The organism is Mesonia profundi, assembly GCF_031085155.1.
GTDB lineage: Bacteria > Bacteroidota > Bacteroidia > Flavobacteriales > Flavobacteriaceae > Mesonia > Mesonia profundi.
This window is the reverse complement of the sequence record NZ_JAVHUL010000004.1, coordinates 89,955-115,285: the sequence shown is the minus strand read 5'-3', so window position 1 is coordinate 115,285 and position 25,331 is coordinate 89,955. Positions and strand designations below refer to the sequence as shown.

Genomic DNA, 25,331 nt, shown 5'->3' with positions numbered 1-25,331 from the left:
TTAGGATTTTTACAATCTGTTGTGGACTAAATTTACTTTGTTTCATAGTTGACAAATTTAAAATTAATTATAACTTCTATTTGTCCTAATTTTGGGGAAGCTTACAAATATGCAGCGGATAAGCCCTTTTATTATGTTGGATTATAATTCAACCCATAAATTTCTACCTTCCGATAAACCAAAAGGCATCGGTGTGCATCCTCACAAAGATCTTGAGACGGTAATAATAGCCTACAAAGACAAGGTGGCCAATCACGACAATAGCCAAATGTGTATTACACAAAGAATACCTCGAAGAGGAATGGAGTAAAAAAGGGGGCGACTTTCAAATGGTACAGTTTTAGATAAATTTGCCCGCCAAGAACAAAGCAAACGATCCGAAATATCAAGTCATAAAATACGCAATTATCAACCGATTCGAATTGCCTACTAATGCTGGAGCTATTGAAGATATCGCTGGTGAATACAAAGGTACAAAAGGATCGGCCACTACTTTTACTTCTGTAAATTTGTTCAATGCCAAACTGAAAAAAAGAGGAAAAGCTGATTTTTATTTTCCAGTAGAATACAGCACGGTACTTCTTAGTACTTGAAGGAAACATTGTGGTCAATGGGAAAGAAAAAATACCAACAGACCATTTGGCATTAATGACCAACGAAAGCGAATCTTTTGAAATTGAAGCAAGCGATGATACTTTTGTACTGGTTTTAAGCGACAAACTCATTAACGAATCTATTGCAGCCCAAGGTCCTTTTGTGATGAATACTAAACAGGAACTGAAAGAAACATTTAACGACTTCAATGAGTATAAGTTTGGATCTTTAGAAGATTAACCCGCTTACATAAAAAAAACAAATCTCTTATAAAAAATTAGATAGTATATAGTCTTTTTTACATACAAAGAGAATTAGAAGAAAAAATAATGCAGCATCTATTTTTTCAAATTATAGGGAAGATGTCTTGATGCTTATTGATGATATAATTAAAAGGGAAAGCAAAATATCGTATAAAATTAATTACTACTACAAGCTACAAATCTAGAAGCATATGAAATCAAGGATTTTCTACCTGCCGATCCTTAGGTTTGTATTTGCTAAATTAGGTATCTAAAACACGTAACTAATCTTGTTACGAACGGCTGAAAATCTTTATGTAACTGTTTTTAAGATCGTGGAACCGACCCAACTATCTTGTTCTACAGAGGAGAACATCAAACTAATATAAGGTATGAATATGCAAATGAATCCCTGACGAAGTATCGAGAAAGTGCAGCCTTATGTAAAAAATGTTTGAAGTATGACAAACATGATAAGTTCAGTGACCACTTGTTAATTGGCTGGGCGGCAGACGTTATTTAGAAGGCATGACCATTATTCGGGCTTATTAATTTTTACAACTCGTAAGAGGATGATTTAAATTTGATTTATACCTAATATTAAACGCAAAGCAATACATTCTAATTTTTATTTGAGTTAATCATGAGTTCAAAATTACTTTACCATAAAAACACTCTATCAACTTTAATTTTTGCAATTGAGTACAGGGATCTCTCCCAAGTAGCTGAATTGCTCTATTTTATTCTTTAAACACTCCTATAAGTCCTAAAATATGATATTTATCATTTTATAAGGCTACTTAATTGTGTAGCTTTGAGTAAATATTAGTGTCAAATTTTATTGAAACCCTTAATGATGTCCACATTCCAAAAGATTTTAGTCGCCACCGATTTTTCTGATAGCGCTTCTGCGGTGTACGATTTTACAGAAGAGATTGCCAAAAACTTTGAAGCAACCATAGATTTAGTTCATATCCTCAAAGAACCTAAATATTTTTCAGTGGATGTGCACACCACGTCACTTCCTATCGATGAATCAACAAAAAAGAAATATAGGAACAGCATTAAGGAGAAAATGGAAACCGAGTTAAAAGATAACATTCCTGAAAAATACAGAGGCAAAACCATTTTAAAAACCGGAAAACCAGCTGATGAAATTAAAGCTTGTGCCATAGAAGGCAACTACGATTTAATCATGATCGCCTCTCGCGGAGAAGGACATTCTATTTTTAATAAAGGAAGTGTGACAGAAAAATTGATGCGCATTTCACGCACGCCTGTATGGAGTATTTTAAAAGATAGTGCCACCAACCTAAAAACAATAATTGTTCCCACAGATGGTTCTGATGTTTCCCTTGAAGCCCTCCCGCTGGCTTATAGTTTGGCGGTTAAAAGAAATGCTAAGATAGAGTTATTGAGTGTTTCAAAAACTAATTTCATCAATCCTATGATGGGAGAATTTAAACCTTATGTACAAAAAGATGAGGCGATTAAAGGCTATATTCTTAAAGGCTTACAAGAGTATATTAAACAGGGAACTTCAAAACTTCAGTTTAAAGAAGAGCCTAAATCAGCCAATGAACCCTTTCAGTTAGAAGATAAAAACGGAAACACCGTAGACATTTCTATTGTAGTTAAAAAGGGAGATTCAGCACACTTAGCGGTAGTAGAATATGCCGAAAAGAACGGACAATTGGTCGTTATGGCCACACACGGTCACAGTAAATTAGCTCGTATGTTTGTTGGTTCAACAACGGCAAATGTTTTTAGAAATCTAAAGATTCCTGTAATGACCATAAAACCCGATTTTGTTAAATAAAACAGAATTAAGGGTTCTTCCAAATCTGATTTTTTAAAGTCAAGTTAAATATATTGCTATAATTAAATTTGGAAAGAAAAACCAAAGCCTACACAGGGTAAGGTTCTTTCTTCCCGTCGATTGCTTGAATGAAGGTCATATTATACCCCAAGCATCAGGTTTTAAATAAATTAAACTATCAAAAACGAGCACTCCATCACCTTAAATTCTAATTATTGAAAAAAACGGTGGCTGAGTGATTTTCCAGAGAAAATTGTATCGAAGCCACAAACCTATTTCTAACCAAATACTCCTCTTTAGAAAACTTTTTTGAAGATCAGAAAGACGATGATGGTGATAATGATGAATACCACAAAAATTATTTTTGCAATTCCAGCTGCCGCGTCAGAGATGCCACCAAAGCCAAAAATTGCAGCAACAATGGAGATGATAATACAAATTACAAGCCATTTTAACATGATAGTACGTTTTTAGATTCACTATTAAAAGTACATGATTTTAAGACTACTTGAACTTATTTTTATGCATTTTAACAAAATAAATATTCATGACATCACTCATAAAAATATAATCGAACCGACAAACCAAAGATTTCCTAACATTCCTAAGAACAAGCACTCCGTCCCCTGTAAGAACGCTTATTATGAAACTTCCTCTCTCCTACTACTACTATTGTGTTCTAATTCGAAATAAAGTAATTCAAAGCTTTAGGATGATGTTGGTATATAATCTCTAGCTTACTCCGATTATCCATTCGCACCGATTTCTGATAATCGCCGTGGTCTGCTATTAATTTTTCAATGCGATACGTAAAGGTTTCCAAAGTTTTTAGTCCTTTAAATAAATACTCCAAACTTTCTATAGAATATACTGAGGACTCTTCATCGAGCTCTACGGGATTCTTTCCGTGCATCGCCATATTCCGTAAACTATTCACCAACGTTGATTCATGAATACTTCTCCCCTGTAAATCTATCTTGGTGTACTGAAATAAATGATTAGACTGAGAATCGTTTCCAAACTCCAACAAGTCCTTTAGATCAAACATCTGAAATTCTCCCAACTGATTTAGTTCATCCTTTCGTTTCTCTAATCGATGTAGCCGACCTTCATAATACCTTCTGGAATGTTCATTTTTTCCCGCTCGGTATTTAAAATACTCCAGCATATCCTCATTTCTAAAATTTTTAAGAAAGAGGTATTGCCGCATATTCCTTTCGAAGCTAAGTACATCATCCTGAATCGCATGCAATACTTTGGTTTGATTGTAATCTGAAAAGTGCACCGTACCCGTCAAGACTTCGCCCTTAAAGACAAACAATACATTATTGGTATCGGCATCAAATTTTTTAATCAAGAAATCCTCAAAAATCTTGTCTCCGGCTTTTAACTTATTTTCTGGCTCAATCACTTTCTTCTTGAATTGCCCGTTTTCCAATTCAAAATAATGGGTAGAATCATAATCGGGCATATTATCAATATTTAGCGTCTCGCATATATTGATGCAGGCTTTTTCAACTTCTTTATCGTAATAAAGAATCCCAGGCTGAGCTATATCTCCAAAGTTTAATTTGAGGTGTTTCATAGTTTGTTTTTCGTTAATAAGAATTCCGCTGCTCGCATTCAGCTATTTTTTTTGTCTTCAAATAGCTTCTAAGTATACTAAAATTTATGCTACTTTTGAACCGAATGCTTTCTTAGTTTTTAAAGAATAAATCAAAAACGTCTTAACAGCACTGGTCGAAACCAAAGTCGGCAGACTTGTTAGGCTAATTATTAATATCAACAAGAATTTCACTAAAAAAACAACCCATTGCGTCTCCTAGAATTAAACATTGAAATAGAAAGTTGGCAGATTTTAAAAAATGTGCCTAGCGCTTCGGGAATAGTGAAAGTCAAGGAAGGTTTTTACGTAATTGGAGATGATTCTCCTTATGTATTTCACATCGACCAGAATTTTGACCTCCTTTCTACAACTCCTATTTATTCTTCAGAAAAAGTACAAGAAGATACTATTCCGAAAATTGATAAACCCGATTTTGAAGCTATGGAAATGATTTCTGAAACTCAGATGCTTGTTTTTGGCTCTGGCTCTAAATTCCCCGAACGCGATGTTTGTGTTTTAGTAGAGCTAGGAAAGGAAGTTCGCTATACCAACTATGACATCTCTTTATTTTATCATCACCTAAGAAATTTGACGTTGATGCAAGGCTATGAGTTAAACATTGAAGCTCTCGCCCTGAATGGCGACTCCCTGCATCTTTTTAATCGAGGACGAAACATCATCTTCAGTTTTTCCTACAAAGACTTTATAAGTTATTGTAAAACAGGAACAGACTTTCCTATTCCCAAAACCAAGCTGTTTTCTTTACCAAAGATCAATACCTTGGAAGCAGGTTTCTCTGGCGCCACTACTTTTAAGTTTAAGAAGAAACCCTATTTTATTTTTACGGCTTCTATAGAGGACACGCCTAATGCGTATGAAGACGGAGAAGTGCTAGGTAGTTTTATAGGCGTTATAGAAATTAAGAACGGAGAAATCGCAACTGACTTTTTAGTAAAAAAGATCCCCAATCCCAGATTTCCTTTAAAAGTAGAGTCGGTTATTGTCGATAAAATAATTTCCGAAACCCAAACCGATCTTGTTCTAGTCACCGATAACGATGGCGCAGCTTCTGAAATTTTAAAAGTGCGCATGACATTGAAGTAAGTTCTACATTTAAAAAATCACCTCAGCAATAGAACTTACTTGTCAGGTCGAGTGATTAATTTGGAGTGTCAGCAAAAAAGTAATCGTACCGAGACCCTTTTAAAAACAAAACCAGGTTGAATAAGTTGGACAAACGACAAATAATGAAAACTTAAGAAACCCAGAATTCATCTTTCCAAGTTTGATCAGAAAGATCGATTTTTTGGTGCTGCATTTCAATCTCTTGCAACTGCTCCTTAGAAGCAGCCGCTTCTATCTCGTTATATAAGACACGTTCTTCAAAACGAATGTAACGACCTACTTCTTCCTCTATCCTATTTAACGCTTTGTTCACCTCTTCAGTTTCGTTAAATAAACGCATAAGTCGACGATGGTTAGCCAAGGCTTTTTTTACTCGTACGTTTTTTAACCCCAGGATAGGAAAAAGAAATTTTTTCTCGATTTCAAAATGCGGTTCCAAATAGTTTTTTTGAAACCAATCTGCATAGGCTTTAATTCTTGCAGTTTCTACTCCATTTCGCAAACCTTCACTAATTTTCCATCCAAAAAATAAAACCTTATAATGCTCTTCGCTCACAGGTTCTAAAGCTTCATGTCGTTTTGGAAATTTATTCATTTTAAAAGAGTTTTTAAGCTATTAAAATAATTTAATAGGAAATGTAATAAAGAAAATCAAATTGCTTTATTGTATTATTCCTAGTTGAAGTTGAAATATACAGAATTGTAACTCGAAAAACTATAAAATAACCAATCTGCTCTTCAGTTAAATCGTGTTTGGAAGGAATCTGCTAAGCTAAGGATCTTTTATTCTGCAAAAAGAGATTCTTGATACCCAATTAAGAATTTTAGATTTATGAAAGTTACATGCAAGAGCTCCAATCTGAAATATTATAACAGTCTTTATAAAGTTGCAAATTCTATCTCGACTTTCAGTTCGACTTTCTCCTAAGTTAAGAATCAAAACTTAGTAATTTCATTCCAACAAAAAGCAGAATTTCATTTAAAAATCTTGCAATTTAAAAGTGAAACCTGTCTTTTCTATTAGCACACGAAACCGAAAAAGGGAACGAAAAATTCCTAAAAAAAACAATAAATACTATTTAAAAAGCACTAAAATAAGTCTTGTTAAAATCAGAAAATAACTTGCGTTGATTAACGACTCTAGATTTTATAAAAAGGAGAACTATTTTAAAAAAATTAAGCTTATTTTATATAAATTTAATTGTAAAAATCGTCTTTTAAAAAGTCAATCTTTAGAAAATAAAATTCAAAAATAACCTAGATTACACATAAATTTAAACTTTAACAAATAACACTCAATACGCTCGTATATAATGTTTTAAAAATATTATATAAATCGAAGTGTCAGTATGTCAGTACATGTCCCCACAACCCTAAAATATTCTGTTTTCTCAACCTCCTCTTTGCTATTGTATTTGAGGTCACTCTAGGAACTATAAGCTTTTTCTATGGTGGTTTTTAGGTGATTTTAGAGACCAAGTGCTTCAATTTTTAAGCGGTATTTCTGAATTTATATTTTCATTTTCCTTTCTTTTAAACTTCAACTTTATGAGCTTATAAAGCGGTCCGTTTTTATAGGAGTAAGAATTCCAATCGAGCTTCTCTTAAATAAGATTCAGGAAGTCATGTCGAGTCTTTCGTCCTACTCCTATTTAGAGTAAAAAAGTTAGCTTTAAATCCTAAGAGTTCAAGCGATATACCTTTTTTCATTATAGACTTGAAATGCCTTCTCCCCTATTATAAAAATTAAGAAACTTGGGTTCTTTGCATTTTCTTCTTTGTGTAAAATAGTCCCACAGGTTAAAACTCTCGTTTTCAAAGGAATCAAGAACCTTGAGGAACCGTTAAATACTCAACAGCTCCTTCCATTGCGTCGTGTACCGCGGACTGCGTTGTTCTTTGACCAGCTCCCAATCTTTTATTTTATCTTTTCGGAGTAAAGCCGGAGCTAAAGTAGACTTTCCAAATTTTTGGTTAATGCGGTCAAAAGCATCCATTAAACCTGCTTTTTCAGAATTTTGCTGAAATAAATTGGTCTGCACATAGTTTTCGGGAATAATTCCGCTAAGGCAAACGCCCACTTTTTTATACCGATATCCCGGTTTAAATATAGATCGCAAGGCTTTTTTACCTTGCACATTCAAAGCAAACGTATTGTTGGTAGGCATTTCTAAAGTGACCGTGATGCTTTTATGGTATTGCTTATCTACCTGACTGTGGTAATTGGTCTGCAAAAACACTTGCAGGTATTTAGCACAACATTTTTGATTGCGCAACACTTCACTCACTTCATTGATATAATAAGAACAAGCTTCTTCTATTAAATCGATATGAGTTAGTTTTTTTCCAAAAGATTTTGCGGTTCCTATCGCCTTTTTGGGTTGAGGAGCGCTTTGTAACGGAAGGCAAACCTCTCCTTTCAACTCTCGCCAAGTACGCTCCCCCACTACCGTCATATGTTCCCGAACCCAACTTAAAGGAAGTTCTGTAAAATCTAAAGCGCTGTGTTTTCCTATTTCCTGAAGTCTTTTCGCATGCTTGCGCCCAATCCCCCAAACATCTTTTGTCTGCGCCCATTGTAAGCTGTCCATTCGTTTTTCCTCCGTGTCCATAACATAAACATGATTGTTTTCCTCTTCCTTCTTAGCGCGGCGGTTGGCAAGTTTGGATAAGACTTTTGTCGGTGCAATCCCTACACCCACAGGCAAGCCCGTATAGCGTAAAATCCGATCTTTAATTTGATGTCCGTATGCTTCTAAATCGATGTGTGCTAATCCAGACAGGTCTATAAAAGACTCATCGATGCTGTAAATCTCTACCAAAGGAGAAAATTCTTTTAAAATTCGCATCACTCGATCAGACATTTCTCCGTAAAGCGTATAGTTGGACGAGAAAAAAGTGACCCCATGTTTAACCAGCTGATCCTTAATTTTAAACACCGGCTCAAACATAGGAATCTGAGTCAAAGCTTTAGCTTCTTTATTCGCCGCAATCACACAACCATCATTATTACTGAGCACTACGACAGGCTTTCCTTTTAAATCGGGTCTAAATACCTGTTCACAAGAAGCATAAAAGCTATTACAGTCAATAATTCCTATCATAATTGATGAATAACATGCGTGATCACTCCCCACAAATCAAAAGGCTCTACTTCTTTATATTCTTTTTGTGAAGCATAAGGATACTCCATCACCTCAAAATGCCCCTCTTTTACCACCAAGGCGGTTTTTCCTTTTACAAAATCTAACGAACGGTCAATAATCAAGACATCATTTTTATAGATTTGAAACGCTTCCCAGCTGCTTCCAGAAATTCTTACGTAAAAAGTAGCCTCTCTATTTTTAACCAAAACCTCAGAAAGGTCTACGCTTGTTTCCATATAGTGTGTCGCTGGACTCGGAAATCCTGTTTGCATAGAAACCTCTGCCTTATGCTTAGGCTTGTTTCTCCTTATTTTACCAAAATCAATTACTTCCATACCTCAAAAATAGGAATAATTCCTTTGCTGCGGATTTTATCCTAGTTAATTTTTAAAAATAGTTTAAGAAGTAAGATTCAGCTATATTTTCACAGCTGAAAATCTAAATTTATGAGAAGCAATTCATTTTCAATTCCTATTTTTAGCCCAAATTATTTAAATCACTTTCATGAAAAGAAATTTAATTTTTACCGCCACCTTTATCTTCGGCATAAGTCTTATCGCTTGTAAAAACGATGATAAAACTAAAGAAGAAGTTCAAAAAGACACTCAAAAAGAAAAAGTGGTAGAGAAAACCGATAAAGAAAACGAAATCTTAAGCTTTAAGACTAAGGAGGTAGAAGCTGCTTTCTTATCGTATCGCAAACTAAAACGAAGCCTAGTCAATTCTAATGTAGAAGAAGCTAATTTTATGGCAAAGCAATTCTTAAAAGAAAATCCTACTAAAGATAAAGACATTCAAAAGCTCATCACTAGAATTGCTAATAGCGGGGACCTAGAAGAACAAAGAACTATTTTTAGTACCTTAACTAAAAAAATGGAATCTTTTTTAAGCGGAAATATTGAAAGTGGCGAAATCTATAAACAGTTTTGCCCTATGGCTTTTGATAATAAAGGCGGTTTCTGGCTAGCTACGAACAAAGAAATCATGAATCCTTATTTTGGAGATAAAATGTTGCATTGTGGCTCAGTAAAAGAAACCATAAAGTAACTCTAATTTCCGTGAAAACGGGAATCTTAACATTAGAAACAGAAAAGGGGTCTCGACTCTCTGCCCTCTGTGTTTAGATAGGCACGTCAGAGTGAGTTTTTTTCTCGGGAACTTTCCTTTGCCGTAGACAGACTACATACAACTTCTTAAGGTTTCTTTGCAAGAAAACAAGCTGCTTTAAGGAGTTGTATTTAATTATTTTGTAATTTTACAAAAATTACATTTTTGAAAGTTATTGCACTTATATTTTCTATCTACATCCTAGGGATCAACTTTGTTCCCTGCAACGATGTAGCGCAAGAAAATCTTTCAAATGACGTGATAGAAAATGTTGCGAGTGTTGAGGGACATTCTCATAACGATTTCGTAGATTTATGCCCGCCTTTTTGCCAGTGCCACTGTTGCCATGTGCATGTGATCAAGTTTCAGGTAAATGAATTTGAAGCCATCAACAACGAGATCTCTAAGAAACAGTTTGCACATATAGACAATTCTGGCAAAGAAATCACCCAGCGTTTATTGCAACCTCCCCGAGTTTAATTCAGTAAGAAGGATACCTATGTCCTTTTTTTCAATTTCGCTTTCGCGGAATTCATTCGTTTGATTTTATAGTCTATCGGTAATAAAGATATACAAATATAAAATCAAGCTTTTCTTAATCGGAACTCCTAAGCTTACACCAATTATATTTTAAAATTAGCTATATAATTGGTATTACTTGTAGAGAGTTGATTTAACTGAATTAAACCTAACATTCATGATTAACAAAATCATTGATTTTTCCATTCACAATAAGTTTGTGATTGGTCTATTCACCATCGTACTCATTGGTGCCGGAATTTGGAGTATGTCCCAAGTCCCCATTGATGCAGTCCCAGATATTACCAACAACCAAGTACAAGTCATTACCCAATCCCCTAACCTGGGAACCCAAGACATAGAGCAATTTGTGACTTACCCTGTCGAGATTGCCATGAGCAATTTGCCTAACGTCAAAGAAATTAGATCGGTTTCTAGGTTTGGTCTCTCGGTAGTGACCATCGTTTTTGATGACGATATGGGCAACTACCTCCCACGGCAATTGGTAGGCGAAAAACTCCCCGAAGTACAAAAACAAATTCCCCAAGGTTTTGGAGAGCCAGAAATGGGACCGATCTCCACGGGACTCGGAGAAATTTATCAATACACCCTAGAGGTTGAGGAAGAATTTAAAGATCAATATTCCTTAACTGAGTTAAGAACCATGCAAGATTGGATTGTACGCCGACAAATGGCTATGGTTCCTGGCGTGATTGAAGTAAATGCCTTTGGCGGGAATAAAAAGCAATATGAAGTAGTCGTGAACCCGCAAGATCTTCGCGCTATTGGAATTAGTATTTCTGATGTCTTTACTGCTTTAGAAAACAACAATCAAAATACGGGTGGAGCTTATATAGAACGCAATCATCAAGCGAATTTTATACGCGGAGAAGGTTTAGCGAGAAACAAAGCAGACATTGAAAGTATTGTCGTTAAAACCCAAAACAACATTCCTATAAAGATCAAAAATATAGGAGAAGTAACTATTGGTAGCGCGGTGCGTTATGGTGCCTTAACCAAAGATGGTGAAGGGGAAGCCGTTGGCGGAATGGTGTTGATGCTGAAAGGAGCCAACTCTAACAATGTGATAAAAGAAGTGACCCAACGGGTAGAGCAAATTCAAAAATCTTTGCCTGAAGGAGTATCTATAGAACCATTTCTAGATCGTAGTGAATTGATTGCCGAAACCACAGGAACAGTAAAAAGAAACCTGCTGGAAGGAGGTCTTATTGTTATTTTCGTCTTGGTATTATTGCTGGGAAATTGGCGCGGCGGACTTATCGTAGCCTCCACCATCCCACTTTCTTTGCTTTTTGCATTTATCCTGATGAATGCCTTTGGCGTCTGGGCCAACCTGATGAGTTTGGGCGCCATCGATTTTGGGATTATTGTAGACGGCGCGGTGATTATTGTAGAAAGTACGGTCTTTTTAATATATAGTCAAATTAACAAGAAAAAGAAGCTTACCTCTTCCCAACGGGATGAAATTACTTCCAAATCGTCTAAAAAGATGATGAATGCTGCTTTCTTTGGGCAACTGATTATTCTTATCGTGTTCTTGCCCATCTTAGCTCTAGAAGGCGTGGAAGGAAAAATGTTTCAGCCGATGGCGCTTACCTTTATCTTTGCGATGATTGGAGCCATGTTGTTATGTCTTACCTACGTTCCTATGGTTTCAGCGCTGTTTTTAAGAGCTCCAAAAACGACAAAGAAATCTTACGGAGATAAGTTTATCCTAGCCACACAAAATAAGTATGAAGGCTTATTAACAAAAACACTTAAAAAGAGTAAGCTTATTGTCGGGATTGCGGTAGGTCTTTTTGCTTTAGCTATCTTTATGTTTACCCGTATGGGAGGAGAATTTATTCCGCAGTTGGATGAAGGTGATATTGCCTTCCACGTCATCTTAAAACCAGGAAGTTCCTTAACGGAAACTACCAAAACCACCACGCAGATAGAGCGAATCATTAAGGCTAAATTTCCCGAAGTAAAAAATGTAATTAGCCGTATTGGGGTTGCAGATGTACCTACAGATCCTATGCCCATGGATATTTCTGATACCTTTTTGATTTTAGAACCTAAATCTGAATGGGTGTCGGCGTCCTCAAAGGAAGAACTGATAAATAAAATTAAGGAAGCCATTAGCATTGTCCCCGGGGTAAATTATGAATTTACCCAGCCTATAGAAATGCGATTCAACGAATTGCTTACTGGAGTACGGGAAGATGTGGCGATTAAACTTTTTGGAGAAGATTTAGAAATCTTATCTAGCAAAGCTGAAGAAATGGGCAAACTCATTGGTAACGTTCGTGGCGTAGCCGATATGAAAGTGGAAGCCACCAGCGGTCTTCCTCAAATTACTATCGATTATGATCGCTATAAAATTGCGCGTTATGGATTAAATATCAATCAGCTTAACCAATTGGTACAAGCTTCTTTTGCAGGCGGTCATGCAGGCGTTATTTTTGAAGGAGAAAAACGTTTTGATTTAGTCGTTCGTTTAAAAGAAGAAAATAGACAGAATATAGACGATCTTAAAAACTTGTTTGTACCGCTCGCCAACGGAACTCAAATTCCGCTACGCGAATTAGCCAACATAGATTTTGAACCTGGCCCTATGCAAATAAGTCGGGATAATACGAATAGAAGAACCTATGTGGGAATCAATATTCGGAATCGAGATGTAAAGTCGGTCGTAGAAGAGATCAAAACTATTTTAGATGCTGAATTTGAGCTTCCGCCCGGATATTACATTCGGTATGGAGGTGCTTTTGAGAATTTGGAACGCGCCAGCAACAGGCTACAAACCGTAGTTCCTATTGCGTTAATCCTTATATTTATACTCATTTACTTCGCCTTAAAATCTTTTTCACAAACCTTAATGATTTATTTTGCCATTCCTATGGCAACCATTGGTGGTGTTTTTGCCTTGTGGTTGCGGGATATGCCATTTAGTATTTCGGCGGGTGTTGGATTTATTGTTCTGTTTGGTGTTGCCGTACTGAATGGTCTGGTGATGATTAGCGGCTTAAATGAACTCAAAGAAGAAGGCGTCACCAACTTGAAAGATCGAATTATCCAAGGAACCAAAAGAAGGATTCGGCCCATTATGCTTACGGCTTTAACTGATATTCTAGGATTTCTACCTATGGCCATTTCGGCATCTGCGGGAGCCGAAGTACAACGTCCATTAGCGACAGTAGTAATTGGCGGACTTATCACTTCTACTCTACTTACGCTGTTTATTCTTCCCATTTTTTACCAGTGGATCGAAAAACGAGCAGAAAGAGTGAAAATTAATAAAAACATGATCGCCACTGCAATACTCCTCGGCGCTATTGCGATTCCTCAATGGAGTTCGGCACAAGTTCAGCAAAAGCTAGAAAAGAAAGATTCGTTGACGGTAATTAGCTTACAAGAGGCGGTAGATTTGGCTGAAAAGAATTATCCTTTACTAAAAACAGGGCAACTGGCAATTGAAAAGCAACAACAGCTTTCCTCTTTGGCCTATGATTTTGGTACGACTGAAATCTTTACGGGTGGCGAGGAAATTTCTAGCGGTCGAGGTACTTATACTTTGGTAGGTTTGGGACAAAAAAGGATTGATCTCTTTGGGATTGGTGCTAAAAAACGATTGGCTGAACAACAAGTAAAGTTAGCCGAAACTGCCTATCAACTGACAGAATTGGAAGTGAAAAAGGAAGTGCAGCAGGCTTGGAAATCTGTTTTTATAGCGCAAAAGGAACTTATTTTATACCAAGAATTAGATTCGGTTTATACAAAGTTCACCACGGCGGTAGAACTTAATTATGAGGTAGAAGCTATTTCTAGACTCACCTATGCTTCGGCTAAAAATCAAGCCTTGCAGATTCAAAATAAGTTGCAACAAGCAAAACAAGACTATTTGGTGAGTTTGCAGCAATTTAATTTATGGTTGATGACCGATGAATTCTATAGTGTTCCTTTAAACTTTAAGGAAGAAGACCTCATCGTTTTGGGAGAAGAGTTTAAAATGGAAAACCATCCCGAATATCAGGCTTCGCAGCAGCAAATTGAGGCTTACCAAGCGGAATTTAAGGCTGCAAAAGCAGACCGTTTGCCTAAATTCAATCTTCAAGGAGGTTGGCAAAAAGTAAATGGCTCCACCGATTTTTACAGCTATCAAGCCGGAATTTCAATTCCGTTATTTTCGGGAACAGAGCGAAACCGTGTTCAAACCGCAAAAATAAATCAGCAAATTGCAACCACACAAGCCGAGTTCACCAAAAGTCAATTAGAAAGCACTTACCTACAAGCTTGGGAAACATATAAAAAATGGCAGCGTACCTGGCGTCTTTATGAGGAAGAAAGTCTGCCTTTAGCCATAGAACAACGCGAAGGTGCATTAATGACTTATAAGGAAGGAGTCGTAAATTATACGGGATTCACTCAAATGATGCGTGATGCCATCCAGATTGAGCAGGATGCAATGACTGCTTTAGAAAATTACCTCACTCACAGCTTTGAAATACAATATTTTAAAAATTAAACCATGAAAAAATCAATTTTATATACCACCTCCGTAATTCTTTTAATGAGTCTTACGCTGGTAAGTTGCCAAGAAAATTCAAAAGGCGATGATCACAATTCTACGTCAACAAACGAAGAAGAAACTAGTGATGAAGGAGATCACGGAGAAGAAGTGATGCTGAGCGCACAGCAGTATGAAGCTTTACAAATGAAAATAGATACTATTTCTTTACGGAATATGAGCGGTTTTGTAGAAGCCAATGGAGAGTTGGAAGTTCCACCGCAAAATGAAGCGGTGATCACTTCGGTTATGGGCTCTAACATCGCTTCTATTGAAGTGATTGAAGGGGATGAAGTGAAAAAGAACCAAGTGGTGGCTTATTTGTCACATCCTAATATTGTGCAAAAACAAACCGATTACCTCAATGCGTACAGCAATAGCGAATATTTAAAGAAGGAATACGAACGCCAAGATAAATTGTATAAAGCGGGCGTGGGTTCTGGTATGAATTTTCAAAAAGCAGAAGCGCAATACAACACTGCCAAAGCGATGATGCAAGGTCTTGAAGCTCAATTAAAGCAATTGAATATCTCCACTGCAGGCGTACGAAACGGTACTATTTATCAAAGGATAGCGCTTCGCAGTCCCATTGGAGGTTTTGTTCAAGGGGTGCAAATTAAAACCGGACAATATGTAGAACCACAAACCAGCTTATTTGAGATTGTCAACACCGATCATATTCACGCCGATTTAATGGTATTTGAAAAAGATGTGAATAAAGTAAAGAAAGGACAAAAGGTACGTTTTTCAATTCAGTCGCTACCAGGAGAAGAGTTGTCGGCCGAGATTTATTCGGTAGGGAAAACTTTTGAGCAAAATCCTAAAGCCGTTCACGTTCACGCCGAAATCGATAACAAAAACGGTAATCTTCTTTCGGGAATGTACATTCAGGGGCGGATTGAGGTAGAAAATAACCAAATGCAGGCTTTCCCAGTAACTGCGCTTGCCACAGAAGGAGGGAAATCTTATGTCTTTACCGCAGAACGAGAAGGCGAAGATTGGAGTTTTAAGCCTTTAGAAGTGAGAACCTTTAATCAAGATGGAGGTTGGATTGCGGTTAATTTTTTAGAAAAACCAGCAGCTCAAACCAAGTTCGCCATCAACAACGCTTACTACCTTATGGCTGAACTTAAAAAAGGAGATGCAGAGCATAGTCATTAATTTGCTGAAAGTCCATTTATTTTTAAAATCCACTTAGATTTTCAAGACTTATATAAAATTAAAAAGCTCCTTCCCTTAAATAAGGGAAGGAGCTTGTGCAGAGCTTAGTCGAATTATGCCATTTCGAAGGAATGAAGAAAGAGGGTTTCACAACCACCCCCTTTTTTACAAGTAAAAAAGACCCCTCCTTATTTAAGGAGGGGAGCTTTTGATTCGTGTTTTAACTGTATTATGAAATATATAAGAATTGAGGGAACATTATGTAAATTTTCTTGATTTAAAAAAAAATAAAAAGTTCCTACCCTTAAATAAGGGAAGAGCCTGTGCTGAGCTTAGTCGAAGTATGGCATTCCGAAGGAATGACGGAAGGGTTCTTATTCCGCGAAAGCGTCATCAAAAATTTTTAAAACTCTTGTTGAGGGTAGAAAAATACCATTCTTTGTAAAAAAATATAGATTTACTTCCTAAAAATAGTAATTTTGCGAATTCATAAAGAATATATTATGCTTATTATAGGAATTGCAGGCGGTACCGGAGGTGGAAAAACGACTGTTGTAAACACCATTGTAGATGAATTGCAACACGAAGAAGTAGCTGTAATTTCGCAAGACTCTTATTACCGAGAGACCAGCGAGCTCTCTTATGATGAACGTACCCAAATCAATTTTGATCATCCTCAATCCATCGATTTTGATCTATTGGTAAGCCATTTAAAGGAATTAAAGAAAGGCAATTCGATAGAGCAACCAGTGTATTCTTTTGTAGATCATAACCGCACAGGAAAAACGATTACCACCATCCCTAAAAAAGTGATGATTGTAGAGGGAATTCTTATCCTCACCAATCCGAAATTGAGAAAGATGTGCGACATCAAAATATTTGTGCACGCCGACAGTGATGAGCGATTGATTAGGCGTTTAAAAAGGGATATTAACGAGCGCGGCAGAGATATTGATGAGGTGCTTAATCGTTACCAAACCACCTTAAAACCTATGCACCAGCAGTTTATTGAGCCTACCAAAGAATATGCAGACATTATAATTCCTTACAACCGTTACAACACCGTGGCTGTTGATATTGTGCAAACAATTATCAGACAGCGTTTAGACTAATTTTGTATCTTCGCTCCTATGGGTTTTAAAGCACTTTTAAAAAATAGATGGTTTCGCATCATCAGCAATAAATACGTGCTCATTTTATTGCTTTTTGGGGTCTGGATGCTTTTTCTAGACAGCAATTCTTGGTTGGTGCACCAAGAGTTAAATGAAGACATAAACGAGCTTAAAGACAATAGAACCTTCTATAATGCCGAGATTACTCACGATACGACCATTATTAACGGTCTAAAAGATTCTTCTGCCCTAGAGCGATTTGCTCGCGAAGAATACTTTATGAAGAAGAAAAACGAAGAAATTTACATTATAGAATACGATAGCACTCCAAAAAAATAAGCCATGACAAAACATTTAATGAAAGATTTTGAGGCGGTGAGCGCCAAAGAATGGAGACAAAAAATACAGGTAGACTTAAAAGGAGCCGACTACGAAAGTTTGATTACACACACTCCAGAAGGGATTGATATCAAACCTTTTTACCACCAAGAGGATTTACTAGACAAGCCCTCTGTTGCGAGTCCGCAGGAATGGGATATTGTAGAAAAATTGATGGTGAGCGATGTAAATCAAAGTATTAAAAATATCGAACACATTTTAAGTAAAGGTTCAGAAGGATTATGGTTAGTTATTGCAAACGAAACAGTTAACTTAACAGAAATATTCAAAAAACTAGACTTAAGCGCTACTCCTGTTTATGTAGAATTTCAATTTCTTAATCCTAAATATATTCTCGCTTTCGCGGAATTTTTAAAAGGTGAAAAACACCAAGTCCGTATAGGAATTGATCCTATTAGTGAACTAGCGGCAACTGGAAATTGGTACCATTCCCTAAAAAATGATCAAGAAGCTTTAGCTGCTGTATTAAAAAATACGACAGAGCTGCCTATTAATATAAGTATTGACACGAGCACTTATCAAAATGCAGGAGCCAATATGGTGCAACAATTGGCTTATGCTTTAGCGCATGCCAATGAATACCTGAATCAACATACAGAAGCTTTAAAAACGCAGAAGCTAATCTTTAAAGTGGCACTAGGTTCTAATTATTTCTTCGAAATAGCTAAGCTTAAAGCGCTAAGACAGCTTTATGCTACTTTGGCGGCCGCTTACGAGCTTCCGGAGGAAATTGAAATTTTGACTTACCCTTCAGATCGCAACAAAACCATTTACGATTACAACGTCAATTTACTACGAACTACCACAGAATGTATGAGTGCTATTTTGGGAGGGTCTGATTTTATTTGCAACCTCGCTTATGATAAGATTTTTCATGAAGAGAATGAATTTGGAAGCAGAATCGCTAGAAATCAATTGCTTATCTTAAAAAATGAAAGCTATTTTGATAAAGTAAGTAATCCTACAGACGGTGCTTACTATATAGAAGACATCACGCAGCAACTTTCTGAAAAAGCCTTGGCTCTTTTTAAAAGTATTGAAAAAGGAGGCGGATTTTTAGTACAGCTGAAAGAAGGAATTATTCAGCGAAAAATTAAAGAAGCGGCTCAAAAGGAACAAGAAGAATTTAACTCAGGGGAAACTATTTTGGTAGGAACCAATAAATATGAGAACTTAGAGGATAAAATGAAGAACGATTTGGAGCATTCTCCTTTTTTAGAGAAAAGGGAGAGAAAAACATTGCTTCCGCCTGTGATTAAAAGACGCTTAGCAGAAGCAATAGAGCAAGAACGATTAAAAAAAGAGTAGTTAGAAAGACCATGAGCTACTGAAAAAGACTTTTCCGCAGAAAGGTCAAATTCAGGTTAACGAAATTTTATTAACTTAAAAGCTATCCACAAAAGAAGTCTACTATGAAAAGAAAAGACCTTCAACATATAGAATTAAAATCTAAGCCCAATAAAAATACGAAAAGCACTAGTTATACTACTGCCGAAAATATTGAGCTGAAATCTACCTACCAAAAAGAAGATGTAAAAGAAGTAGAACATCTTAATTTTGCCGCGGGAATTCCTCCTTATTTAAGAGGCCCCTACTCTACCATGTACGTAAAACGCCCTTGGACGATTCGGCAATATGCTGGTTTTTCTACCGCAGAAGATAGCAATGCTTTTTATAGAAGAAACTTGGCAGCAGGACAAAAAGGACTTTCGGTAGCTTTTGATTTACCTACCCACAGAGGCTATGATAGTGACCACGAGCGTGTGGTGGGTGATGTAGGAAAAGCAGGAGTTGCGATTGACTCGGTAGAAGACATGAAAATCTTGTTCGATCAGATTCCGCTGGATAAAATGTCGGTTTCGATGACCATGAACGGTGCGGTTTTACCCATTATGGCGTTTTATATCGTCGCTGCGGAAGAACAAGGTGTTAAGCCAGGAAAATTAACAGGAACCATTCAGAATGATATTCTCAAGGAGTTTATGGTGCGTAACACGTATATCTATCCGCCTACACCATCGATGAAAATCATTTCAGATATTTTTGAATACAGCTCCCAAAAAATGCCTAAATTTAATAGCATCAGTATTTCGGGATATCATATGCAAGAAGCAGGTGCCACTTGTGATATCGAATTGGCGTATACCTTGGCAGACGGACTGGAATACATCCGTAAAGGATTAGACGCTGGAATGGATATTGACAGCTTTGCGCCGCGTCTTTCTTTCTTTTGGGCCATTGGACTCAACCATTTTATGGAAGTTGCCAAATTGCGTGCTGCTCGCATGTTGTGGGCAAAATTGGTAAAACAATTTAATCCGAAGAATCCAAAATCATTAGCTTTAAGAACCCATTGTCAAACCAGTGGATGGAGCTTAACAGAGCAAGATCCTTTTAATAATGTCGCAAGAACTTGTATAGAAGCTTCGGCGGCAGCCTTTGGCGGAACCCAGAGTTTACATACCAACGCCTTAGATGAAGCCATTGCCTTACCTACCGATTTTTCGGCAAGAATTGCAAGAAATACCCAATTATACCTTCAGGATGAAACTCAAATCACCAAAACCGTAGACCCTTGGGCAGGAAGTTATTATGTAGAAAAGCTAACCCAAGACGTTATGGAGGAAGCCTGGAAACTCATTGAAGAGGTAGAAGAGCTCGGCGGAATGACCAAAGCGATTGAAAACGGAATTCCAAAACTTCGCATTGAAGAAGCAGCAGCCAAAAAACAAGCAAGAATTGATAGCGGCCAAGATATTATTGTGGGTGTTAACCAATACCGTAGAGATAAAGAAGATCCTATTGTAACGCTAGAAGTAGATAATCAAACGGTTAGAAAACAACAACTTGAACGCTTAGCAGAAATGAAAAGCACTAGAAACCAAGAGAAAGTAACTCAAGCGCTAGAGGATTTAACGCAATCTGCCAAGACAGGGGAAGGAAATTTACTAGCTTTAGCGGTAGAAGCTGCCAGAGAACGCGCGAGCATTGGTGAGATTAGCGATGCTCTCGAAAAAGAGTTTGGTAGGTATAAAGCACAAATAAAATCATTTAGCGGCGTGTATAGTAAAGAGATGAAAGATGATTCTTCGTTTAGCAAAGCGAAAGATTTAGCGAATAAATTTGCCGATTTAGAAGGTCGCCGACCAAGAATTATGGTAGCCAAAATGGGACAAGACGGTCACGATCGTGGCGCAAAAGTAGTCTCCACAGGTTACGCCGACGTTGGGTTTGATGTAGATATAGGTCCGTTATTCCAAACGCCACAAGAAGCTGCTAAACAAGCCGTGGAAAATGATGTGCACGTTTTAGGAGTTTCTTCTTTAGCGGCAGGACACAAAACATTAGTCCCACAAGTGATCGAGGAACTTAAAAAATTAGACCGAGAAGATATTATGGTGATTGTAGGGGGAGTTATTCCTTCGGCAGATTATGATTATTTATTTGATGCGGGGGCAGTAGCCGTTTTTGGTCCGGGTACTAAAATTAGCGATGCTGCGATTCAGATATTGGATATTTTGATTGATTCTGTGGCTTAAATCAGGACTTTGGGCTTTAGTTTCTAGCTAATAATTTATGTAAAGTTGCCATTCAGAAGGAAGTCTGCCTGAACGAATTCAACTCGGGCAGGTTGAGTATGATAGGATTATTTTTTATAGAGATCAGTAGTTAGTTGCGTAGATTACTGTTTAAATACGGGCTATATGTCTGGTGGAGCGCAGTCGAAACCTACTTTTTAGCATCCTAAAAGTTCTCGACTCCCCGCCAGAATGAATTCTTTCGGGCTGGCGCTCGAACTGATAATAGAATGTTTTTCAAATAGATTAAAATCAATCCGTTAGATTACAGTAAAAGTAGATATTTAACTACTGACTTCTAATTTTTTTATTTCTTACACTTCAAATAGCTTAATTTGCTAGCTCTTGTATGGTCTTTATAGTTTCGGAGTCATCTTCTCCCAAACCTTCTTTTTGATATTTCATAACTCCTTGCTTATCGAAAACACTTATGATATTAGAATGCGAAAAATCCATTGGTGAAATGCTTTTATAACTTACTGCCAATACCGCTGCAAATTCTCTCGTATCTTCTTTTGTACCACGTAAAAACAAGTATTCATTACTTTCCATTTGATTTTCTTTCGCGAAAGCTTTTAGCCTTTCAGGAGTGTCTACCTCGGGATCTATACTTACAAAGACATATTTTGTTTCTTTATTGGCTTTATCAGATACTTTTTTGTGAATGTTTCGCATATCGGCAACTAAGCGTGGACAAGAGGCTTGACACGAGGTGTAAATCATTACCATGACCAAAACATCACCTTTTAAATCTTTCAGTTCTATTTCCTTTCCATCTTGAGTTGTCCATTTGGTGGGTAGGTTATAAATAGAAAGACCAGGCAATTCTTCTTCTTCTTTATTCGTTTCCGCTTTGCTTTCTTCGGTTTCTGCAACCTCTTTCTTAGTTTCGTCTTTACAGCTCCATAGATTAATCACTAGTAGCGCTAATAAAAAATATTTATAAATCTTCATCGTTTTGTTTAGTTTGATTGTTTATCGTTTTTGCACATCTAAATCCTAAGTTTCGTACTCCATAGTTTGCTTTAATACTTCCGCGAAAAGCGTAACGCATAAAAGCTGCATAGTTCATCAAATCTGAAGAACCGATGGCCGCACTACCGCAAAATAAATTATTGTCTTGATCCACGTCTCTCCTAGACTCACCAGAAATCATAACCGAATTAAAGTCTGAAGTCCATTCCCAAACCAAGCCATGCATATCATAAATGTTCCAATAATTTTTAAACGTGCTACCAACTTCTTGATTAAAAGAGTTGGGTTTCTCATACCAACTTAATATAAATTCATTGTAGCTATCTTTTACCCTAGCATCTGCTGTGGTTTCATCTGCCATCGCCACATACTCCCATTCGTCTAAGGTTGGCAAACGCTTGTCTTGACATTCACAGTATTTTTTTGCAGCAAAATAAGAAACATTCGTTACTGGAGCCTTAAGTGATTCTCCTTTTTTGAGTGAACCATTAGCATCCCAATGACGTAAATAATTGCCGTCTGCAAATAAGGCTTTCACCTTGTCTTTTTGCCATTCAGGATATTCTTTCAAAAATTTTTTAAAATCTGCATTGGTTACGGGATACACATCTAATGCAAACCGATCTATTTTAACCTTTACTGAATCTCTTCCGTAAAGAGGAACATAAGAACCTTTTTCTATGACTGCCATGTTTTCCATTTGTGCTTGTGCTAAAAATGGAATACATATTAGTAAACTTCTAAGTACATACTTGAAAAACATGGCAATTATAGTTTTAAATTAAACAATGTATTATCTACGCTGGGCTTTCACCATTTCCTGGGTAACTTCTGTTTTATTATTGTCCCAACTGTTATAAATATAAGTTAGTACGCTTGCTGCTTCTTCATCGCTTAGGCCTTGAGAAGGCATTACACTATTATACTTTTCACCATTTACGGTAATTTCACCAGTTTTACCATACAATGCTATTTCTATTGCTCTATCTACATCTGCATTTAGATAATCAGATTTAGCCAAGGGTGGAAAAGCACTCGCTATTCCTTGTCCGGCAGATTGGTGACAAGCTAGACAAGATCTTCCGTAAAGATTTTTTCCTCTTTCCATTTTTTCATCGAAAGTTAAATTGGCTACTGGTTTAGCATTTTCAGCTTGTTCTTCTTCGGAAATAGGCATTTCTTGAATGTCTCCTCCTTCTGGTAAATAAATACCTTCTTGAATTTTCCCTGCGTAGACATTTTTATTTTCGTCTCCTGTAGCATTTATTTGCGCCAAGGCTCCTTTATTAAAAGCTCTAAATATAGAGTGGTCTACTAAGATATACTCTCCAGGCGCATCTATTTTAAACTCTACAATAGCGGCTCCACCAGCGGGTATTAAAGTAGTTTGTACATTCTCATTTATAAGGCTACCACCTTCCATATGCACTTTGTCAAAGATTTCACCAATAACGTGAAAACTAGAAACCAAGTTTGGGCCTCCATTACCTACAAATAAACGTACGGTCTCCCCTACTTTTGCAGTTAAAGCATTGTCTCCAGTCATAGCTCCAACTTTTCCGTTAAAAACCACATAATCTGCATCTTCTTCAATCGCTTTTTTCATATCAAAAGCCTGTAAGCCTGGTTCTCCAAAATCTCCTTTGGTATAAAAATCCCCCTGCATCACATAGTATTCTCTATCTACTGGCTCTAAACCTTCTTCTGGTTCTACCAAAATCAAACCATACATACCGTTTGCAATATGCATTCCAACTGGTGCGGTTGCACAATGGTAAACATATAAGCCTGGATTAAGAACTTTAAAGGAAAAAACAGTTTCATGACCCGGAGCCACAAAAGAAGAAACGGCACCACCACCAGGACCATTTACCGCATGTAAATCAATATTATGTGGCAGTTTATTATCTGGGTGATTTTTAAGATGAAATTCTATCTCATCACCAATTTTAGTTCGAATAAAGCTTCCAGGTACTGTACCATCAAACGTCCAATACACATATTCTACTCCATCTGTCATCGTGCCAACTTCTTCTAATATCTCCATATCTACGATTAAACGTTTTGCTGATCTTCTAGCAGTAGGAGTTGGAACGTGTGGCGGAGCAGTTAACTTAGCGTTCATTTCCATTCCTACTTTAATATCTGCAGGATCAGAATAGGATTTTTCTTTTTTATCGGAATTACAAGCTAGAGTCACAATTACTAGAAAAGATAGCAATATGCCCTTTAAAAGTTTGCTGGGTGTTGGTACTGAAGATTGGTTCATAGTGTAATTATTTAGTTGTAGAAACGTTTTTAATTTAATTCAAAAATACTTAAATAAAAAGGCGTAAAATATGACATTTATCATCCTTTAAAAGATTTACCTCTTTTTATAATTTCCATTTTTAAACAAAAATCCTACCTTTACGTAAATACATAAAAAAATGAATTACACTCAGAAAATGTTGCGGGATGACGCTTTACGCGGAAAAAATATTGTAGTCACTGGAGGAGGAAGTGGTTTAGGAAAAGCGATGACCAAATATTTTTTAGAACTCGGCGCTCAAGTTGGTATCACTTCTAGAAATATTGAGAAACTTCAAAATACCGTAAAAGAATTAGAAGGAGAAACTGGCGGAAAGTGTTTCGCGATTCAGTGTGACGTGCGTCACTACGATCAAGTTGAAGCAATGCGAGACGAAGCTGTTTCAAAAATGGGAAGCGTTGATGTATTGCTGAATAATGCTGCAGGAAATTTTATCTCTCCTACCGAAAGACTTTCGGCAAATGCTTTTGATACCATTATCGATATTGTTTTAAAAGGAAGTAAAAACTGTACGCTTGCTTTTGGAAAGCATTGGATTGATCAAGAAGAAAAAGATAAAACCATACTTAATATTGTCACTACTTACGCATGGACAGGTTCTGCTTATGTAGTCCCTTCCGCGACAGCGAAAGCAGGAGTATTGGCGATGACCCGCTCGCTAGCGGTAGAATGGGCCAAATATGGGATTCGTTCTAACGCGATTGCACCAGGACCCTTCCCTACCAAAGGAGCTTGGGACCGTTTATTACCAGGAGATTTAAAAGAAAAGTTTGACTTGGCGAAGAAAGTTCCGTTGAAACGTGTGGGAGAACATCAAGAGTTAGCCAACCTAGCGGCTTATTTAGTCTCTGATTTTTCTGCTTATGTGAACGGAGAAGTAATCACCATTGACGGTGGAGAATGGTTAAAAGGCGCCGGACAGTTTAATATACTAGAACAAATCCCAGAAGAACTGTGGGACCAATTGGAGCAAATGATCAAAAGTAAGGGGAAAAAATAAGCCTTCTTCAGTTGTTGATAAATTCCGTTTTTTAATGGAATAATTAATTGTATTTTTACTGACTAAA

The 25,331-nt window shown here is 36.9% G+C and carries 22 protein-coding genes; 14 read left to right on the top strand and 8 right to left on the bottom strand.

Annotated features, from left to right (window positions below; genetic code table 11):
• The first annotated feature begins 109 nt into the window (after window positions 1-109).
• The 4 genes from RBU60_RS02800 to RBU60_RS02785 all read left to right on the top strand — a co-directional run bounded on the left by RBU60_RS02800 (window position 110) and on the right by RBU60_RS02785 (window position 2,655).
• A complete protein-coding gene (locus RBU60_RS02800; protein WP_308863139.1) occupies window positions 110-310 on the top strand; it encodes a pirin family protein in 201 nt (66 codons plus the stop codon).
• A 40-nt stretch (window positions 311-350) separates the two neighbouring features.
• Window positions 351-593 (top strand): hypothetical protein, encoded by a 243-nt coding sequence (locus RBU60_RS02795; RefSeq protein ID WP_308863138.1) that lies wholly within the window; start codon window positions 351-353, stop codon window positions 591-593.
• A gap of 10 nt (window positions 594-603) precedes the next feature.
• The gene (locus RBU60_RS02790; protein ID WP_308863137.1) at window positions 604-834 is read left to right on the top strand and encodes a pirin-like C-terminal cupin domain-containing protein; all 231 of its coding nucleotides are present in this window, start codon (window positions 604-606) and stop codon (window positions 832-834) included.
• Window positions 835-1,692: 858 nt separating this feature from the next.
• Window positions 1,693-2,655, top strand: coding sequence for a universal stress protein (locus RBU60_RS02785; protein ID WP_308863136.1), 963 nt, complete (start codon window positions 1,693-1,695; stop codon window positions 2,653-2,655).
• Window positions 2,656-2,951: 296 nt separating this feature from the next.
• On the opposite strand, the gene RBU60_RS02780 is transcribed toward RBU60_RS02785, so the two are convergent.
• Both RBU60_RS02780 and RBU60_RS02775 read right to left on the bottom strand, forming a co-directional pair.
• A complete protein-coding gene (locus RBU60_RS02780; RefSeq protein ID WP_308863135.1) occupies window positions 2,952-3,113 on the bottom strand; it encodes a DUF1328 domain-containing protein in 162 nt (53 codons plus the stop codon).
• A 221-nt stretch (window positions 3,114-3,334) separates the two neighbouring features.
• Window positions 3,335-4,240, bottom strand: coding sequence for a hypothetical protein (locus tag RBU60_RS02775; protein ID WP_308863134.1), 906 nt, complete (start codon window positions 4,238-4,240; stop codon window positions 3,335-3,337).
• Between the two features lie 228 nt (window positions 4,241-4,468).
• On the opposite strand from RBU60_RS02775, the gene RBU60_RS02770 reads away from it, so the two are divergent.
• Window positions 4,469-5,365, top strand: a complete 897-nt coding sequence (locus tag RBU60_RS02770) for a DUF6929 family protein (protein WP_308863133.1) — start codon at window positions 4,469-4,471, stop codon at window positions 5,363-5,365.
• 151 nt (window positions 5,366-5,516) lie between these two features.
• On the opposite strand, the gene RBU60_RS02765 is transcribed toward RBU60_RS02770, so the two are convergent.
• The 3 genes from RBU60_RS02765 to RBU60_RS02755 all read right to left on the bottom strand — a co-directional run bounded on the left by RBU60_RS02765 (window position 5,517) and on the right by RBU60_RS02755 (window position 8,867).
• Window positions 5,517-5,981, bottom strand: coding sequence for a hemerythrin domain-containing protein (locus RBU60_RS02765; RefSeq protein WP_308863132.1), 465 nt, complete (start codon window positions 5,979-5,981; stop codon window positions 5,517-5,519).
• Between the two features lie 1,249 nt (window positions 5,982-7,230).
• Window positions 7,231-8,490: a Y-family DNA polymerase gene (locus tag RBU60_RS02760; protein WP_308863131.1), complete on the bottom strand. Its 1,260-nt coding sequence runs from the start codon at window positions 8,488-8,490 to the stop codon at window positions 7,231-7,233.
• A complete protein-coding gene (locus RBU60_RS02755) occupies window positions 8,487-8,867 on the bottom strand; it encodes a S24 family peptidase (RefSeq protein ID WP_308863130.1) in 381 nt (126 codons plus the stop codon). The genes RBU60_RS02760 and RBU60_RS02755 overlap by 4 nt, the downstream gene beginning before the upstream one ends.
• A gap of 169 nt (window positions 8,868-9,036) precedes the next feature.
• On the opposite strand from RBU60_RS02755, the gene RBU60_RS02750 reads away from it, so the two are divergent.
• The 8 genes from RBU60_RS02750 to scpA all read left to right on the top strand — a co-directional run bounded on the left by RBU60_RS02750 (window position 9,037) and on the right by scpA (window position 20,939).
• Window positions 9,037-9,579, top strand: coding sequence for a DUF3347 domain-containing protein (locus tag RBU60_RS02750; RefSeq protein WP_308863129.1), 543 nt, complete (start codon window positions 9,037-9,039; stop codon window positions 9,577-9,579).
• A 225-nt stretch (window positions 9,580-9,804) separates the two neighbouring features.
• The gene (locus RBU60_RS02745; RefSeq protein ID WP_308863128.1) at window positions 9,805-10,119 is read left to right on the top strand and encodes a DUF6660 family protein; all 315 of its coding nucleotides are present in this window, start codon (window positions 9,805-9,807) and stop codon (window positions 10,117-10,119) included.
• Between the two features lie 217 nt (window positions 10,120-10,336).
• A complete protein-coding gene (locus RBU60_RS02740; RefSeq protein WP_308863127.1) occupies window positions 10,337-14,686 on the top strand; it encodes a CusA/CzcA family heavy metal efflux RND transporter in 4,350 nt (1,449 codons plus the stop codon).
• A gap of 3 nt (window positions 14,687-14,689) precedes the next feature.
• Window positions 14,690-15,889, top strand: a complete 1,200-nt coding sequence (locus tag RBU60_RS02735) for an efflux RND transporter periplasmic adaptor subunit (protein WP_308863126.1) — start codon at window positions 14,690-14,692, stop codon at window positions 15,887-15,889.
• Between the two features lie 503 nt (window positions 15,890-16,392).
• Entirely contained in the window at window positions 16,393-17,001 is a 609-nt protein-coding gene (udk, locus tag RBU60_RS02730) for a uridine kinase (protein WP_308863142.1), read from the top strand.
• An 18-nt stretch (window positions 17,002-17,019) separates the two neighbouring features.
• Window positions 17,020-17,340 carry an FtsB family cell division protein gene (locus RBU60_RS02725; protein ID WP_308863125.1) on the top strand — a complete coding sequence of 107 codons (321 nt, stop codon included), beginning with the start codon at window positions 17,020-17,022 and terminating at the stop codon, window positions 17,338-17,340.
• A gap of 3 nt (window positions 17,341-17,343) precedes the next feature.
• Window positions 17,344-18,708, top strand: a complete 1,365-nt coding sequence (locus RBU60_RS02720; protein WP_308863124.1) for a methylmalonyl-CoA mutase subunit beta — start codon at window positions 17,344-17,346, stop codon at window positions 18,706-18,708.
• A gap of 104 nt (window positions 18,709-18,812) precedes the next feature.
• A complete protein-coding gene (scpA, locus tag RBU60_RS02715; RefSeq protein WP_308863123.1) occupies window positions 18,813-20,939 on the top strand; it encodes a methylmalonyl-CoA mutase in 2,127 nt (708 codons plus the stop codon).
• A 369-nt stretch (window positions 20,940-21,308) separates the two neighbouring features.
• Here the strand turns inward: scpA and RBU60_RS02710 are convergent, their stop codons facing one another.
• From RBU60_RS02710 to nirK, 3 genes are read right to left on the bottom strand one after another with little or no spacing between them, the layout of a single operon-like run.
• Window positions 21,309-21,932 carry an SCO family protein gene (locus tag RBU60_RS02710; protein WP_308863122.1) on the bottom strand — a complete coding sequence of 208 codons (624 nt, stop codon included), beginning with the start codon at window positions 21,930-21,932 and terminating at the stop codon, window positions 21,309-21,311.
• Entirely contained in the window at window positions 21,919-22,716 is a 798-nt protein-coding gene (locus RBU60_RS02705) for a formylglycine-generating enzyme family protein (RefSeq protein ID WP_308863121.1), read from the bottom strand. Before RBU60_RS02705 ends, RBU60_RS02710 begins: the two co-directional genes overlap by 14 nt.
• Before the next feature lie 30 nt (window positions 22,717-22,746).
• Window positions 22,747-24,222 (bottom strand): copper-containing nitrite reductase, encoded by a 1,476-nt coding sequence (nirK, locus tag RBU60_RS02700; protein ID WP_308863120.1) that lies wholly within the window; start codon window positions 24,220-24,222, stop codon window positions 22,747-22,749.
• Between the two features lie 160 nt (window positions 24,223-24,382).
• Between nirK and RBU60_RS02695 the strand changes: the two genes are divergently transcribed.
• The gene (locus RBU60_RS02695) at window positions 24,383-25,264 is read left to right on the top strand and encodes an SDR family oxidoreductase (protein ID WP_308863119.1); all 882 of its coding nucleotides are present in this window, start codon (window positions 24,383-24,385) and stop codon (window positions 25,262-25,264) included.
• Window positions 25,265-25,331: the final 67 nt, after the last annotated feature.

Coding starts and splice junctions, on each gene's coding strand:
- RBU60_RS02760 (WP_308863131.1), bottom strand. CDS start 8,490: ATGATAGGAATTATTGACTGTAATAGCTTTTATGCTTCTTGTGAACAG.
- RBU60_RS02725 (WP_308863125.1), top strand. CDS start 17,020: ATGGGTTTTAAAGCACTTTTAAAAAATAGATGGTTTCGCATCATCAGC.
- RBU60_RS02720 (WP_308863124.1), top strand. CDS start 17,344: ATGACAAAACATTTAATGAAAGATTTTGAGGCGGTGAGCGCCAAAGAA.
- RBU60_RS02755 (WP_308863130.1), bottom strand. CDS start 8,867: ATGGAAGTAATTGATTTTGGTAAAATAAGGAGAAACAAGCCTAAGCAT.
- RBU60_RS02710 (WP_308863122.1), bottom strand. CDS start 21,932: ATGAAGATTTATAAATATTTTTTATTAGCGCTACTAGTGATTAATCTA.
- scpA (WP_308863123.1), top strand. CDS start 18,813: ATGAAAAGAAAAGACCTTCAACATATAGAATTAAAATCTAAGCCCAAT.
- RBU60_RS02750 (WP_308863129.1), top strand. CDS start 9,037: ATGAAAAGAAATTTAATTTTTACCGCCACCTTTATCTTCGGCATAAGT.
- RBU60_RS02740 (WP_308863127.1), top strand. CDS start 10,337: ATGATTAACAAAATCATTGATTTTTCCATTCACAATAAGTTTGTGATT.
- RBU60_RS02785 (WP_308863136.1), top strand. CDS start 1,693: ATGTCCACATTCCAAAAGATTTTAGTCGCCACCGATTTTTCTGATAGC.
- RBU60_RS02695 (WP_308863119.1), top strand. CDS start 24,383: ATGAATTACACTCAGAAAATGTTGCGGGATGACGCTTTACGCGGAAAA.
- RBU60_RS02735 (WP_308863126.1), top strand. CDS start 14,690: ATGAAAAAATCAATTTTATATACCACCTCCGTAATTCTTTTAATGAGT.
- RBU60_RS02780 (WP_308863135.1), bottom strand. CDS start 3,113: ATGTTAAAATGGCTTGTAATTTGTATTATCATCTCCATTGTTGCTGCA.
- RBU60_RS02800 (WP_308863139.1), top strand. CDS start 110: ATGCAGCGGATAAGCCCTTTTATTATGTTGGATTATAATTCAACCCAT.
- RBU60_RS02775 (WP_308863134.1), bottom strand. CDS start 4,240: ATGAAACACCTCAAATTAAACTTTGGAGATATAGCTCAGCCTGGGATT.
- udk (WP_308863142.1), top strand. CDS start 16,393: ATGCTTATTATAGGAATTGCAGGCGGTACCGGAGGTGGAAAAACGACT.
- RBU60_RS02705 (WP_308863121.1), bottom strand. CDS start 22,716: ATGTTTTTCAAGTATGTACTTAGAAGTTTACTAATATGTATTCCATTT.
- nirK (WP_308863120.1), bottom strand. CDS start 24,222: ATGAACCAATCTTCAGTACCAACACCCAGCAAACTTTTAAAGGGCATA.
- RBU60_RS02765 (WP_308863132.1), bottom strand. CDS start 5,981: ATGAATAAATTTCCAAAACGACATGAAGCTTTAGAACCTGTGAGCGAA.